The sequence below is a fragment of the Enterococcus olivae genome, from assembly GCF_053760925.1.
On record NZ_JBSMVT010000006.1, the window covers coordinates 85968 to 100438 of the forward strand.

A 14471-nucleotide genomic window follows, 5' to 3' on the forward strand; every position below is an offset into this window, starting at 1 on the left:
CCTCCTTGTGTATTATTTTAAATTACCATACATAAGCGACAACTTCGCCGCCGACATTTTTAACTCTTGCTTCTTTATCAGTGATAACACCTTCAGAAGTTGAGATGATTGCAATACCTAAACCGTTCAATACTTTTGGTACTTCGTCAGCTTTAACATAAGCACGTAGACCTGGTTTAGAAATACGTTTCAAGTTAGTGATAACACGTTCACCGTTTTTACCGTATTTAAGGAATACGCGGATTACGCCTTGTTTGTCATCTTCGATATATTCAACATCACGGATGAAACCTTCTTTTTTCAAGATTTCAGCGATGTCACGTTTGATTTTTGAAGCAGGCACTTCTAATACATCGTGTTTTACCATATTGGCATTACGGATGCGAGTTAGAAAATCTGCAATTGGATCTGTCATGACCATTAGATGATTTACCTCCTTTATGCGAGTTTACTTGTTTACCAGCTAGCTTTCTTCACGCCGGGAATTTGACCTTTATAGGCAAGTTCGCGGAAGCAAATACGGCAAAGTTTAAATTTACGATAAACTGAATGTGGACGTCCGCAACGTTCGCAGCGTGTGTATTCTTGACTTGAGAATTTTGCAGGGCGTTTGTTTTTAGCAATCATTGATTTTTTAGCCACGTAGTTCGCCTCCTTTTTTTATTTTTGGAATGGCATGCCTAATTGCGTTAACAATTCACGAGACTCTTCGTCTGTGTTGGCAGTAGTTACAATAACGATGTCCATCCCACGTACTTTGTCTACCAAATCATAATCAACTTCAGGGAAGATTAATTGTTCTTTGATACCCAATGTGTAGTTTCCACGTCCATCGAACGCTTTTTTACTAACACCGTGGAAGTCACGTACACGTGGTAGTGAAACTGATACTAATTTATCTAAAAATTCGTACATTCTTTCTCCACGTAGAGTCACTTTACAACCGATTGGCATTCCTTCACGCAGACGGAAACCAGCGATTGATTTTTTCGCTTTAGTGATCAATGGTTTTTGACCAGTAATCAAAGCTAGTTCTTCAACAGCTTTGTCTAAATTCTTTGCATTAGATACTGCATCACCCACACCCATGTTGACAACGATCTTCTCAACTTTTGGCGCTTGCATTACAGAACTATATTCAAATTTTTCAATTAATGTTGGAACAACTTCTTTAGTATATTTTTCTTTAAGGCGGTTCATTCAGTAAGCCCCTCCTTCCTTAATATGATTATTTATCGATAACTTCTCCGGTTTTTTTAGAAACGCGGACTTTTTTGCCGTCAACTTCTTTGTAGCCAACACGTGTAGCTTCGCCATTTGTTGGATCAATCAACATTACGTTAGAAATGTGAATTGGTGCCTCAAATTCAACGATTCCACCTTGTGGAGCAGCTTGAGAAGGTTTTTGGTGTTTCTTCACGATGTTTACACCTTCAACGACAACTTTATCTTTTTTAGGTAGAGCTTCTAAAACGACGCCCTCTTTATTTTTGTCTTTCCCAGTGATAACTTTAACTTTATCGCCTTTTTTAACAAACATTACTGTTTCGCACCTCCTTTGATAATGGATAACAATTATAGTACTTCTGGTGCTAGGGAAACGATCTTCATGAAGTTACCTTCGCGTAGTTCACGGGCAACTGGGCCAAAGATACGAGTTCCACGTGGGCTCTTATCATCACGGATAATAACCGCAGCATTTTCATCAAATTTAATATAAGAACCGTCTGCACGGCGAGCGCCTGATTTCGTACGAACGATAACTGCTTTAACTACGTCACCTTTTTTAACAACTCCACCTGGCGTTGCTTGTTTGACCGTAGCAACAATTACGTCACCGATATTGGCAGTTTTACGACCTGAGCCTCCAAGGACTTTGATCGTTAGAATTTCGCGTGCGCCTGAATTATCAGCGACTCTTAATCGACTTTCTTGTTGGATCACGATGTGTATCCTCCTTTCAGATTTTGCAATTCAATCTATATAGGAAAATCTCGTGTGATTAAATAATCACTGCCTTTTCAACAATCTCTACTAGACGGAAACGTTTCGTAGCTGATAATGGACGAGTTTCCATAACTTTCACGATATCGCCAACTTTTGCTTCGTTGTTTTCATCGTGTGCTTTGTATTTCTTAGAATATTTCATGCGTTTACCGTAGATAGGGTGGTTTTTCTTTGTTTCAACTACAACAGTAATTGTTTTATCCATTTTATCGGATACCACGCGACCTTGATAAACCTTGCGTTGATTTCTTTCTTCAGTCATACGCTTGATGGCCTCCTTCCACTATTACTTAGCTTGTTCACGCAAAACAGTTTTGATGCGTGCAATCGATTTACGTACTTCTTGGATACGTGCAGTGTTTTCTAATTGACCTGTTGCTAATTGGAATCTAAGGTTGAACAATTCTTCTTTCAATTGTTTTTCCTGATCTAGCATTTCGGCAGTGGTTAATTCTCTAATTTCTTTAACCTTCATTCGATTCACCACCCATTTCTTCACGTTTTACGATTTTAGTCTTCATTGGTAATTTGTGTGAAGCAAGGCGTAACGCTTCGCGAGCAACCTCTTCAGGTACTCCAGCGATTTCAAACATGATTTTTCCACGTTTAACAGGTGCTACCCAACCTTCAGGTGCCCCTTTACCTTTACCCATACGAACCCCAATAGCTTTACTTGTATAAGATTTATGAGGGAAAATTTTGATCCACACTTTCCCGCCACGTTTCATGTAACGAGTCATCGCAATACGAGAAGCTTCGATTTGACGGTTTGTGATCCAGTGAGATTCAACTGCTTGCAAACCATATTCACCAAATGCTACTTCTTTACCGCCTTTAGCTTCACCACGCATTTTCCCACGGAATTCACGACGGTGTTTTACACGTTTAGGTACTAACATGCTTATTTCCCTCCTTTCTCAGCGTTCTTTTTAGTTGGAAGAACTTCTCCACGATAGATCCATACTTTAACTCCAAGTTTTCCGTATGTTGTATCTGCTTCTTCCCATGCGTAATCAATGTCCGCACGTAGTGTGTGCAATGGAACTGTTCCTTCAGAGTATCCTTCTGCGCGGGCGATATCTGCACCGTTCAAACGTCCTGATACTTGAGTTTTGATTCCTTTAGCGCCCGCACGCATTGAGCGTTGGATCGCTTGTTTTTGAGCACGACGGAATGCCACACGACCTTCTAATTGACGTGCAATTCCTTCGCCGACTAATTTAGCATCTAAATCTGGTTTTTTGATTTCTACGATGTTGATGTGTACTCTCTTACCAGTTAATTTGTTCAATTCTTTTCTTAGGCTTTCAACTTCAGATCCGCCTTTACCGATAACCATACCTGGTCGTGCTGTGTGGATTGACACGTTCACGCGGTTTGCAGCGCGCTCGATCTCAACTGTTGACACAGCCGCATCAGCAAGTTTAGTCGCGATAAATTTGCGAATTCTTAAATCTTCGTGTAAAAAGTCTGCGTATTCTTTTTCAGCATACCATTTCGCATCCCAGTCACGGATGACGCCTACACGCATACCAATTGGATGTACTTTTTGACCCACTGATTATCCCTCCTTATTTTTCTGATACAACTACCGTAATATGACTTGTACGTTTGTTGATTGGAGATGCTGAACCTTTCGCGCGAGGACGGAAACGTTTCATTGTTGGTCCTTCGTTTACAAAGGCTTCAGATACTACTAAGTTTTCAACATCTAAGTCAAAGTTGTTTTCTGCATTTGCGATTGCTGACATCAATACTTTTTCAATGATTCCAGCAGCTTTGTTTGGTGTGAACTTTAGAACAGCGATTGCTTCAGCAACGCTTTTCCCTCTGATCAAATCGATAACTAGACGTGACTTACGAGGAGAAACGCGAACTGTTTTAGCAGTTGCTTTCGCTGATGTGATTTGTTCTGCCATCTGTATATCCTCCCCTCAAATTAACGTCTTGTTTTCTTATCGTCTGCCGCATGGCCACGATAAGTTCTTGTTGGTGCAAATTCACCTAATTTATGTCCTACCATGTCTTCTTGGATATAAACTGGTACATGTTTACGTCCATCATACACAGCGATTGTGAATCCGATAAAACTTGGGAAGATTGTAGAACGACGAGACCAAGTTCTAATTACTTTTTTCTTTTCAGCGCCTTGTTGTGCTTCGACCTTGTTCATCAAATGTTCATCGACGAAAGGTCCTTTCTTTAAACTACGACCCATGGTGAACCTCCTCTCAAAATGTGCAACACATGGTTAATGTAATTATTTATTTTTGCGACGACGTACGATAAGTTTGTCTGACTTCGCTTTTTTGCTACGTGTTTTGTAACCAATAGCTGGTTGACCCCAAGGTGATACTGGAGCTGGACGTCCGATTGGTGCTTTACCTTCACCACCACCGTGTGGGTGATCGTTAGGGTTCATTACGCTACCACGAACAGTTGGGCGTTTACGCATCCAACGAGAGCGACCTGCTTTACCGATGTTGATCAATTCATGTTGTTCGTTACCAACAGAACCGATTGTTGCACGGCAAGTTGCCAAGATCATACGAACTTCGCCTGAATTCAAGCGGATCAATACGTATTTACCTTCTTTACCAAGTACTTGAGCACTTGTACCAGCTGAACGGATTAATTGTCCGCCTTTTCCTGGTTTCATTTCGATGTTGTGGATAACTGTACCTACTGGAATGTTTTCTAGTGGTAGTGCGTTACCTACTTTGATATCTGCATCTGGTCCAGAAGCGATTGTTACACCAACTTCTAATCCTTTAGGTGCTAAGATATATGCTTTTACTCCATCCTCGTAATGTACTAACGCGATGTTAGCAGAACGGTTTGGATCATATTCGATAGTTTTAACTACTGCAGAAACGTTGTCTTTGTTACGTTTGAAGTCGATCAAACGATATTGACGTTTGTGACCGCCACCTTGATGACGTACAGTAATGCGACCGTTGTTGTTACGACCGGCATGGTTTTTCAATGGTGCCAACAATGTTTTTTCTGGTTTAGAAGAAGTGATTTCTGCAAAATCAGAAGCAGTCATGTTACGACGACCATTTGAGGTAGGCTTGTAATGTTTGATTGCCACGTCTATTTCCCTCCTATATTATTCAGTGTCACAGCTTATTCAGCTGAGAAAATTTCGATTTCTTTTGAAGCTTCAGTCAATGTTACAACTGCTTTGCGACGTTTTTTTGTGTATCCTGCATATTTACCCATGCGTTTGAATTTCGGACGCACGTTGATGATGTTTACGTTTTTCACTTTAACATCAAATGCTGCTTCAACAGCTTGTTTTACTAATGTTTTGTTCGCGCGAGTGTCTACTTCGAAAGTATATTTCTTTTCGTCCATGGCAAGCATAGATTTTTCAGTGATCACTGGGCGTTTGATTACGTCTAGTAAGTTCATTATGCAAGCACCTCCTCAATTTGAGTAAGAGCAGTTTGAGTTGCTAACACTTTATTGTGAGACACAATGTCTAGAACACTTACGTTATTAGCAGCAACTACAGAAACGTTTGCTAAGTTACGAGCAGATAATGCTGCAAAATCATTTCCTTCTTCTAATACTACTAATACTTTAGAGTCAACAGACAAGTTAGCAAGAACTTGCTTGAATTCTTTTGTTTTTGGTGCATCGAAGTTCAAGCCTTCAACGACTACCAAGTTATTTTCAGCAACTTTTTCTGACAATACAGATTTCATTGCTAAGCGACGAACTTTTCTAGGAAGTTTGTAGCTGTATGAACGTGGTGTTGGTCCGAAGACAACGCCACCTCCACGCCATTGTGGTGAACGGATTGAACCTTGACGCGCACGACCTGTTCCTTTTTGACGCCATGGTTTGCGTCCACCGCCACGAACTGCGCTGCGGTTTTTAACAGCGTGTGTTCCTTGTCTTAATGACGCACGTTGCATGATGATCGCATCGTAAACAACTGATTCATTTGGTTCGATTCCGAAGATTTCTTCGTTTAAAGTGATTTCGCCGTTTTGGCTTCCATCTTGTTTGAATAATGCTACATTTGGCATTCCTTAGTTCCTCCTTTCTTCCTATCTGATTATTTAGCTTTCACAGCTGATTTAATTGTAATCAATGATTTTTTCGCTCCAGGAACGTTACCTTTGATAAGGATTACGTTACGTTCAGCATCTACACGTACAACTTCCAAGTTTTGGATAGTTACGCGGTCGCCACCCATACGTCCAGCAAGACGTTTGTTTTTGAACACACGGTTAGGTGCGACTGGACCCATTGATCCAGGACGACGATGATAACGAGAACCGTGAGACATAGGTCCACGAGATTGTCCGTGACGTTTGATTACGCCTTGGAATCCTTTACCTTTTGTAGTTCCGGTTACATCAACGATGTCTCCAGCTTCGAATACATCAACTTTGATTTCTGATCCTACTTCTAAGCCCTCTAGCTCAACATCCTTGAATTCGCGAATGAAGCGCTTAGGAGCCGTGTTTGCTTTCGCAACATGACCTTTCGCAGGTTTGTTACTTAAAACTTCACGTAAATCTTGGTAACCTACTTGAACTGCTTCGTACCCATCGTTTTCAACTGTTTTAAGTTGCAAAACAACGTTTGTAGTAGCTTCAACTACAGTTACTGGAATTAATTCTCCTGATTCTGTGAAGATTTGAGTCATTCCCACTTTTTTCCCTAAGATTCCTTTGGTCATGATTACACCTCCAATTAATTATTATAGTTTGATTTCGATATTCACACCTGATGGCAAGTCTAGCTTCATTAAAGCATCAACTGTTTTTGGTGTTGGGTTCACAATGTCGATTAGACGTTTGTGTGTACGCATTTCGAATTGTTCGCGTGAATCTTTGTATTTATGTGTCGCACGGATTACTGTGTAAAGACTGCGCTCTGTTGGCAATGGAATTGGACCTGAGATAGTAGCTCCAGTTCTCTTTGCAGTTTCTACGATTTTGTCCGCTGATTGATCTAAAATACGATGTTCATACGCTTTTAAACGGATACGAATTTTTTGTTTTGCCATTATTTTCCCTCCTTCGTCTATTTTGAAAAGTAGACATAGCTCCACGAAAATTTTTCCGTCACGCTCGTCCATGGCAAAGCGTCCGGGCGTGTCGCAACCTCTCGTTTCGTAGCCGGCAGAAATTCTTTTCTACCAGTGCATGCATTTTTCTTGTCGTAAACAGCACCTTTATAATTATATTACGGATGAACAGGAATAGCAAGCATTTTCTACAATATTTTTTATTTTTTTCAGAAAAAGTTTTCAAAGGTGTTTTCAAACAAAAAAAGTGTCTTTCAAGTCAGAGAATCTAACCTGAAAAATCACTTTCCTTCTATATAATATGTTTAAATAGTTTGTCCAAGTATTCGATCCATTGCTTTCTTTAACGGAAAGTAAACAATCGCTACAATAATCGCTGTTAACGTTACATTAATCAAAGTTGCCGGCAAGCGACTTAACGCTAAAGCAAAAGCTGGACTAAAATCTAAACCTAAAAATAACTGGATCACTGTATTTTTGATTTGTGTCATGATAATTTTCGCCACGCCAGTTCCAGCAGCAATCACCAACACTTGCCAAAGCTTGCTTGGATTTTTCCGAAAGAAAGCAAACAAAGCATAGGCTACAGCACCGACAATAAAGCTTTCCAAAATAAAATAAGGGGCTTCTGAAGCAAAACCGTTCAAGACATCAAAAATAGCAAAGCCCATCCCTCCAGCTAACGAACCCTTCACATATCCTAGAAACAAAACTGCCAACAACAGGACAGCATTCCCCAGATGAACAAAAGCTCCAGTGGGCAAAGGAATTTTAATGTACGTCCCAATTACCGTTAACGCTGTAAATAACCCTACAAAAACAATTGCTTGTGTATTTGATTTTCTCATTCTGCCACTCCCATCCTTTTCTCCGCTTGATTATACGCTCCATGCCAGACGTGACCCACATAAGGATTAATAGACACACCTTGTTCGATCGCTTTTGCGACAAAGGATTTCGCCAGTACCACTGCCTCTTTTGGCGAATAGCCTTTGGCAAGCCCCGCTGTAATCGCTGCAGCGAATGTACAGCCTGCTCCATGATTGTGATTGGTTTGAATCTTCGGACCTTCCAGCACAGTAAACGCCTCGCCGTCGTAGAACACATCTACCGCTTGCTCAGATGGCAAACGATGACCACCTTTGACCACGACGTTCTTAGCCCCCAATCTATGAATGATCTCCGCTGCCTGCTGCATTTCTTCAACGGAAGTCAAATCCCCAAGCCCAGACAAGATACCTGCTTCAACCAGATTGGGTGTGGTGACCTCTGCATAAGGCAACAAATATTCTTTGATCCCTTCCACACTCTTCGGCTGCAAAATCTGCGCGGTCCCTTTGCAAGCAATTACCGGATCAATGACCACATGTGCCACTTCGTACTTTCGGATAAATTCACTAGCTGTACGAATATTTATTTCATTTCCCACCATCCCTGTTTTCAAGGCAGCTACTGTTCCTCCGGCAAACACCGAGACTAGCTGTTCACGTAACAACTCTTCGGGTATCTCCGTTACTTTATGAAACCAACCTCCTTCTGGATTCATCGTCACAATAGAGGTAATACTCGAAAAACCAAAAACACCATACTCTTCGAATGTTTTGAGATCCGCTTGAAGTCCCGCTCCCCCTGTTGAGTCAGAACCAGCGATCGTTAATACTTTTTGCATAGTTCGCCTCCTTTCAAGTTATTTCATTAGTATAACGAAAGGAATACTTGACGAAAACAGCCAATTGGCTTATTTTTAAACCATCCAATTAAAGGAGGACTGCCTATGTGGTCGATCGACAAAGAAACAAAAACACCCTTATACCAACAGATCAGCGGACAGATCATTCAAGCGATCCAACAGGGGCAACTAGTCCCTGGTGATCAACTGCCCGCTGAACGAAAATTAGCAGAGAATTATCAAGTCAACCGTTCGACAGTCGTTCGAGCATTGGAGGAACTCGTCAGCTTGGGGTGGATCACTCGCAAGCAAGGCAGCGGGACTCGGGTAGCTGAAGGACGCTGGGGAAGTCGCCAATTAGCCATACATCAGTGGCGTAATCTACTGTCTAGCCCCTTTCTAAAAGAAGATCCCTATCTTACCGAATTAAAACAAAAACAAAGCATCGATCAGGCTATCGATCTATATACTGGAGATTTACCCTCTGAATTGATTCCGGATTTTCAATTTCCAGCAATCACTTGGGAACAAGTACTAAGAGAGGACAAAAAAAATTCTGCTACTGGCTATCTGCCTTTGAAGCAGTCGATCCTTGCACACTTAACGGAACGTTTGACATTACCAACAAGAGGACAGGATCTTCTGATTACTTCAGGTTCCACACAGGGAATCTCCCTCTTGATGCAGGTCTTACTGGATACAGGCGACACGATTGCCACTGAAGATCCGTCATTTTTGTTTGCTTTGCCTTTATTTGCTTCCTTAGGCATCCATCTAATCGGGATCAAACAAGACGAAGAAGGCATTATTTGTAGTGAACTAGAACACGCAATCCAGACAAAAAAAATCAAATTGCTTTATTTGAACCCCAGCTATCAAAACCCAACCGGAAAGACGATGTCCTTAAAAAGAAGAAAAGAGATCATCACTCTCTGCGAAAACTACCATTTACCCATTATTGAGGACGACGTATTTAGTGAATTAGGTTTCGAACAGAATCTGCCTACGCTAAAAAGTTTAGCCCCCGACCAGGTAATTTATGTCGGTTCTTTATCTAAGTTGTTTGGTTCTTCCATCAAAATCGGTTGGTTGCTCGCACCAAGCACGTTGATTGAAAGTCTGGCGAATGCCAAAAAACGGATGGAAAACGATACCGATCTCTTTCCCCAATGGCTGGCTACTGCCGCGCTCTCTTCCAAGGATTATGACCAGCAACAGGAACATTTAGTAGCGTCACTCAAACAACGCAGCCAACAATTCGAAGAAAAACTGCAGCCACTTATTCAAGACTGGAGCTTCCACAAGATCCAAGGTGGTTTGTATTATTGGCTAACTTGGCAACATCAACCTTTGACACGAAAAGATTGGAAGATTTTTCTTGAAGAAAATTTACTCTTAGCGCCCTCTTTTTTATTTAGTAATGATACAATGTCTGTAAGAATCAATTATACAAGACTCTCTCACGAAGAATTGTCAATTTTTGTAAAAAAACTGACTCAAATCACAGAAAAGATTAGAAAGGAACCTGTTTATGAACGAAACCATCAATTTGCTAAAAAACCATCGCAGCTATCGTGATTTTGATGAAAATTACGTAATCCCAGATGAGGAACTACAGGAGATCCTCGACGCTAGCCGTCAGGCACCTTCTTGGATGAATGGACAAATGTATTCCATCATTGTCATTAGAGACAAGAAAATTCGCGAACAGCTAGTCGCTTGGAATCCCGGGAATTATCATATGCTGAAAAGCTCTGTTTTTCTACTGTTCGTCGCAGATTTAAAACGTACACAACAAGTCGCTGAAAAATATCAAGTCGACTATCCTGTTGATGAAGGCTTGAACCCACTGATCATCGCTACAACAGATGCCAATCTAGCAATGCAAAATGCCATCGTTGCCAGCGAATCACTGGGTTTAGGTATTGTTCCTGTCGGGAGTGTACGAAACCATATTGAAGAAATCAGCGAATTATTGAACCTTCCAGACTATGTTTACCCAGTTTCCGGTCTAAGCATCGGGAAACCTCTTGTTGATATGCAAGTGAAACCTCGCTTACCACAAGCCACTGTTGTACACTATGATACTTACCAGCCATATGATGAACAGCTGATTGAAGACTACGAAAAAACAATGGTAAAATTTGCAGAAGCTCGCGAAACAAAAACCTGGACGAAAAAGTTTGCAGATTATTTTGGAACAAAACCTGCAGAAAACGTTGATCGATATTTAAGAAAACAAAAATTGATCAAATAAACAGAAAAAACTCCTCAAACTATTTCTAGTTTGAGGAGTTTTATTTACATTCATCAAATAATTATGCTTTGATTTCAGTAACAACGCCTGAACCAACAGTACGTCCGCCTTCACGAATAGAGAAACGAGTTCCGTCTTCGATAGCGATTGGGTGGATTAGATCAACGTCGATAGTTACGTTGTCACCAGGCATTACCATTTCAGTACCTTCTTGTAATTCTACAACACCAGTTACGTCAGTCGTACGGAAGTAGAATTGAGGACGGTAGTTAGTGAAGAATGGAGTATGACGTCCACCTTCTTCTTTAGTCAATACATAAACTTCAGCGATAAATTTTGTATGAGGAGTGATTGTTCCTGGTTTAGACAATACTTGTCCACGTTGGATGTCTTCACGAGCAACCCCACGTAGTAAAGCACCGATGTTATCGCCTGCTTCAGCGTAGTCTAATAATTTACGGAACATTTCAACACCTGTTACAGTAGTTTGAGCTGTTTCTTCGTCGATACCAACGATTTCTACAACGTCACCAACACGAACTTGTCCACGTTCAACACGGCCTGTAGCAACAGTACCACGTCCAGTGATTGAGAACACGTCCTCAACTGGCATCATGAATGGTTTGTCAGTGTCACGTTCTGGAGTTGGGATATATTCGTCAACTGCAGCCATCAATTCGAAGATTTTTTCTTCGTAAGATGGGTCGCCTTCTAGTGCTTTCAAAGCAGAACCTGCAACAACTGGAGTGTCATCGCCTGGGAAATCGTATTCTGATAATAGATCACGAACTTCCATTTCTACTAATTCCAATAATTCTTCATCGTCAACCATATCCATTTTGTTCAAGAATACAACGATGTATGGAACACCTACGTTACGAGATAGCAAGATGTGCTCGCGAGTTTGAGGCATAGGACCATCAGCAGCAGATACTACTAAGATCGCGCCGTCCATTTGAGCAGCACCAGTGATCATGTTTTTAACATAGTCCGCGTGTCCTGGGCAGTCCACGTGAGCATAGTGACGGTTTTCAGTTTCGTACTCAACGTGAGCAGTTGAGATAGTGATTCCGCGTTCGCGCTCTTCCGGAGCACCATCGATTTGGTCGTAAGCTGAAGCTTGCGCCCAACCTTTTTTAGCTAAAACTGTAGTGATCGCAGCTGTTAAAGTAGTTTTACCATGGTCAACGTGTCCGATAGTACCAATGTTAACATGGGGTTTAGAACGGTCAAATTTTTCTTTTGCCATTTTAAAATGTTCCTCCTAAAATACGTTTTTGTTTTATATTTGATAAGTAAGGAGCCTAATGACTCCTTGCCCATATCATCGTAATCCATTGTACACGAAATGTCTCAAAAAATATAGTTATTTGAAACAAATTCCTTGAATCTATTAAGATTAGTCAGCCTTTCCGCCGTTTTTCTTAATAATTTCTTCTTGGATTGATTTCGGTACATCTTCATAGTGGTCAAAGACCATCATGAATGTTCCGCGACCTTGAGTTGCAGAACGTAGTGTTGTTGCGTAACCAAACATTTCTGATAATGGTACAAACGCGTTAACGATTTGTGCATTACCATGTGCTTCCATACCTTCTACGCGTCCACGACGAGCAGTAACGTGTCCCATAACATCCCCTAGATAATCTTCAGGAACAGTTACAGTTACTTTCATCATAGGCTCAAGAATTACTGGATTTGCTTTTTTAGCAGCAGCACGCAATGCCATTGAAGCAGCCACACGGAAGGCAGTTTCATTCGAATCGACATCATGGTAAGAACCATCATAAAGTTTTGCCTTGATATCAACTAATGGATAACCAGCCAAGACACCGTTTGCCATTGAGTCTTCCAAACCTTTTTCAACTGCTGGGATGTATTCACGAGGAACCACACCACCGACAATTGCGTTTTCAAACTCAAAGCCTGCGCCTTCTTCGTTAGGTGTAAATTCGATCCATACGTGACCGTACTGACCTTTACCACCTGATTGACGTACAAATTTACCTTCTGCTTGTGTACCAGCGCGGAATGTTTCACGATAAGATACTTGAGGAGCACCTACGTTTGCATCCACTTTGAATTCACGGCGCATACGGTCAACTAGAACGTCTAAGTGAAGTTCACCCATACCAGCGATAACTGTTTCGCCAGTTTCAACGTTGGTTTCAACGCGGAATGATGGATCTTCTTCAGCAAGTTTTTGTAAAGCAATACCCATTTTATCTTGGTCAGCTTTTGATTTAGGCTCAACAGCTACTTCGATAACTGGATCAGGGAACTCGATAGATTCTAAGATAACTTGTTCTTTTTCGTCACATAGAGTATCTCCTGTTGTTGTATCTTTCAAACCAACAGCTGCAGCGATATCCCCAGAATAAACTGTTTGGATCTCTTCACGAGTGTTCGCGTGCATTTGTAGGATACGTCCGATACGTTCGCGTTTGCCTTTTGAAGCATTCATTACGTATGATCCAGAATTCAAAATACCAGAATACACACGGAAGAATGTCAAACGACCTACGAATGGGTCAGTCATAACTTTAAATGCTAATGAAGCAAATGGCGCGTCATCTGTTGATGGGCGTACAGTTTCTTCATCAGTTTTAGGGTTGATCCCATTGATTGCAGGAACATCAGTTGGCGCTGGCAAGTAGTCGATAACTGCATCCAGCATCAATTGAACCCCTTTATTTTTGAAGGCTGATCCACACATTACTGGGAAGAAATCAACCGTCAATGTTGCATTACGAATACCAAGTTTCAATTCTTCTTCAGTGATTTCTTCACCTTCCAAGAATTTCATCATTAAGTCTTCGTCTGTATCAGCAACAGCTTCGATTAATTTTTCACGCCATTCTTCAGCTTGTTCCAAGTACTCAGCAGGAATATCCGTTTCTTCGATCTCCGTACCTAAGTCATTTGTGTAAATTTCAGCTTTCATTTTCACAAGGTCAATGATTCCTGTGAAATCGTCTTCTGCACCAATCGGCAATTGAATTGGGTGTGCGTTCGCTTGTAGACGATCATGCAATGTAGACACTGAATACAAGAAGTCAGCACCGATTTTATCCATTTTGTTACAGAATACGATACGTGGTACACGGTAATCAGTCGCTTGACGCCAAACTGTTTCTGTTTGTGGTTCTACACCTGATTGTGAGTCCAATACAGTTACAGCACCGTCAAGTACACGCAGAGAACGTTGTACTTCAATAGTGAAGTCTACGTGCCCAGGTGTATCGATGATATTTACACGATTCCCTTTCCATTGCGCAGTTGTCGCAGCAGAGGTAATAGTGATTCCACGTTCTTGCTCTTGCTCCATCCAGTCCATTTGTGAAGCTCCTTCATGAGTTTCACCAATTTTATGAATTTTACCAGTGTAATACAAGATACGTTCAGTAGTCGTTGTTTTACCCGCATCAACGTGGGCCATGATACCAATATTACGAGTGTTTTCTAAAGAAAATTCTCTTGCCATTGTG

22 protein-coding genes are annotated in these 14471 nt (G+C 41.2%); 2 read left to right on the forward strand and 20 right to left on the reverse strand.

Annotated features, from left to right (window positions below):
* Nucleotides 1-22: 22 nt before the first annotated feature.
* The 18 genes from rpsH to thiD all read right to left on the reverse strand — a co-directional run bounded on the left by rpsH (nt 23) and on the right by thiD (nt 8726).
* Nucleotides 23-421 carry a 30S ribosomal protein S8 gene (rpsH, locus tag ACWODM_RS06080; protein WP_016176281.1) on the reverse strand — a complete coding sequence of 133 codons (399 nt, stop codon included), beginning with the start codon at nt 419-421 and terminating at the stop codon, nt 23-25.
* Nucleotides 422-456: 35 nt separating this feature from the next.
* On the reverse strand, nt 457-642 hold the full coding sequence (locus ACWODM_RS06085) for a type Z 30S ribosomal protein S14 (RefSeq protein ID WP_010754753.1): 186 nt from the start codon (nt 640-642) through the stop codon (nt 457-459).
* Between the two features lie 18 nt (nt 643-660).
* Nucleotides 661-1200, reverse strand: coding sequence for a 50S ribosomal protein L5 (rplE, locus tag ACWODM_RS06090; RefSeq protein WP_455320485.1), 540 nt, complete (start codon nt 1198-1200; stop codon nt 661-663).
* A 28-nt stretch (nt 1201-1228) separates the two neighbouring features.
* A complete protein-coding gene (rplX, locus tag ACWODM_RS06095; RefSeq protein ID WP_455320486.1) occupies nt 1229-1540 on the reverse strand; it encodes a 50S ribosomal protein L24 in 312 nt (103 codons plus the stop codon).
* A gap of 35 nt (nt 1541-1575) precedes the next feature.
* Nucleotides 1576-1944, reverse strand: coding sequence for a 50S ribosomal protein L14 (gene rplN / locus ACWODM_RS06100; protein ID WP_016176284.1), 369 nt, complete (start codon nt 1942-1944; stop codon nt 1576-1578).
* Nucleotides 1945-2002: 58 nt separating this feature from the next.
* Nucleotides 2003-2269 carry a 30S ribosomal protein S17 gene (rpsQ, locus tag ACWODM_RS06105; RefSeq protein ID WP_016176285.1) on the reverse strand — a complete coding sequence of 89 codons (267 nt, stop codon included), beginning with the start codon at nt 2267-2269 and terminating at the stop codon, nt 2003-2005.
* Between the two features lie 24 nt (nt 2270-2293).
* On the reverse strand, nt 2294-2482 hold the full coding sequence (rpmC, locus tag ACWODM_RS06110; protein ID WP_016176286.1) for a 50S ribosomal protein L29: 189 nt from the start codon (nt 2480-2482) through the stop codon (nt 2294-2296).
* Nucleotides 2472-2906 (reverse strand): 50S ribosomal protein L16, encoded by a 435-nt coding sequence (gene rplP, locus ACWODM_RS06115; protein ID WP_455320487.1) that lies wholly within the window; start codon nt 2904-2906, stop codon nt 2472-2474. The genes rpmC and rplP overlap by 11 nt, the downstream gene beginning before the upstream one ends.
* A 2-nt stretch (nt 2907-2908) precedes the next feature.
* Entirely contained in the window at nt 2909-3565 is a 657-nt protein-coding gene (gene rpsC / locus ACWODM_RS06120; protein WP_455320488.1) for a 30S ribosomal protein S3, read from the reverse strand.
* Between the two features lie 13 nt (nt 3566-3578).
* Nucleotides 3579-3926, reverse strand: a complete 348-nt coding sequence (gene rplV / locus ACWODM_RS06125; protein WP_455320489.1) for a 50S ribosomal protein L22 — start codon at nt 3924-3926, stop codon at nt 3579-3581.
* A 20-nt stretch (nt 3927-3946) separates the two neighbouring features.
* Entirely contained in the window at nt 3947-4225 is a 279-nt protein-coding gene (gene rpsS / locus ACWODM_RS06130; protein WP_455320490.1) for a 30S ribosomal protein S19, read from the reverse strand.
* A 42-nt stretch (nt 4226-4267) separates the two neighbouring features.
* Nucleotides 4268-5101 (reverse strand): 50S ribosomal protein L2, encoded by an 834-nt coding sequence (gene rplB, locus ACWODM_RS06135; RefSeq protein ID WP_455320491.1) that lies wholly within the window; start codon nt 5099-5101, stop codon nt 4268-4270.
* Between the two features lie 35 nt (nt 5102-5136).
* Nucleotides 5137-5424, reverse strand: coding sequence for a 50S ribosomal protein L23 (gene rplW / locus ACWODM_RS06140; protein ID WP_455320492.1), 288 nt, complete (start codon nt 5422-5424; stop codon nt 5137-5139).
* Entirely contained in the window at nt 5424-6047 is a 624-nt protein-coding gene (gene rplD / locus ACWODM_RS06145) for a 50S ribosomal protein L4 (protein ID WP_455320493.1), read from the reverse strand. The genes rplW and rplD overlap by 1 nt, the downstream gene beginning before the upstream one ends.
* A gap of 29 nt (nt 6048-6076) precedes the next feature.
* A complete protein-coding gene (rplC, locus tag ACWODM_RS06150; RefSeq protein ID WP_455320494.1) occupies nt 6077-6706 on the reverse strand; it encodes a 50S ribosomal protein L3 in 630 nt (209 codons plus the stop codon).
* 21 nt (nt 6707-6727) lie between these two features.
* Nucleotides 6728-7036 carry a 30S ribosomal protein S10 gene (gene rpsJ / locus ACWODM_RS06155; RefSeq protein WP_161901719.1) on the reverse strand — a complete coding sequence of 103 codons (309 nt, stop codon included), beginning with the start codon at nt 7034-7036 and terminating at the stop codon, nt 6728-6730.
* A 326-nt stretch (nt 7037-7362) separates the two neighbouring features.
* A complete protein-coding gene (locus ACWODM_RS06160) occupies nt 7363-7905 on the reverse strand; it encodes an ECF transporter S component (RefSeq protein WP_455320495.1) in 543 nt (180 codons plus the stop codon).
* Nucleotides 7902-8726, reverse strand: coding sequence for a bifunctional hydroxymethylpyrimidine kinase/phosphomethylpyrimidine kinase (gene thiD, locus ACWODM_RS06165; protein WP_455320496.1), 825 nt, complete (start codon nt 8724-8726; stop codon nt 7902-7904). The genes ACWODM_RS06160 and thiD overlap by 4 nt, the downstream gene beginning before the upstream one ends.
* A 105-nt stretch (nt 8727-8831) precedes the next feature.
* Between thiD and ACWODM_RS06170 the strand changes: the two genes are divergently transcribed.
* Together ACWODM_RS06170 and ACWODM_RS06175 are read left to right on the forward strand one after the other, a co-directional pair.
* Entirely contained in the window at nt 8832-10304 is a 1473-nt protein-coding gene (locus ACWODM_RS06170; RefSeq protein WP_455320497.1) for an aminotransferase-like domain-containing protein, read from the forward strand.
* Nucleotides 10258-10983, forward strand: a complete 726-nt coding sequence (locus ACWODM_RS06175; protein ID WP_455320498.1) for an NADPH-dependent oxidoreductase — start codon at nt 10258-10260, stop codon at nt 10981-10983. The genes ACWODM_RS06170 and ACWODM_RS06175 overlap by 47 nt, the downstream gene beginning before the upstream one ends.
* 61 nt (nt 10984-11044) lie before the next feature.
* On the opposite strand, the gene tuf is transcribed toward ACWODM_RS06175, so the two are convergent.
* Nucleotides 11045-12232, reverse strand: a complete 1188-nt coding sequence (tuf, locus tag ACWODM_RS06180) for an elongation factor Tu (RefSeq protein ID WP_455320499.1) — start codon at nt 12230-12232, stop codon at nt 11045-11047.
* Nucleotides 12233-12382: 150 nt separating this feature from the next.
* Nucleotides 12383-14467, reverse strand: a complete 2085-nt coding sequence (gene fusA, locus ACWODM_RS06185; RefSeq protein ID WP_455320500.1) for an elongation factor G — start codon at nt 14465-14467, stop codon at nt 12383-12385.
* Nucleotides 14468-14471: the final 4 nt, after the last annotated feature.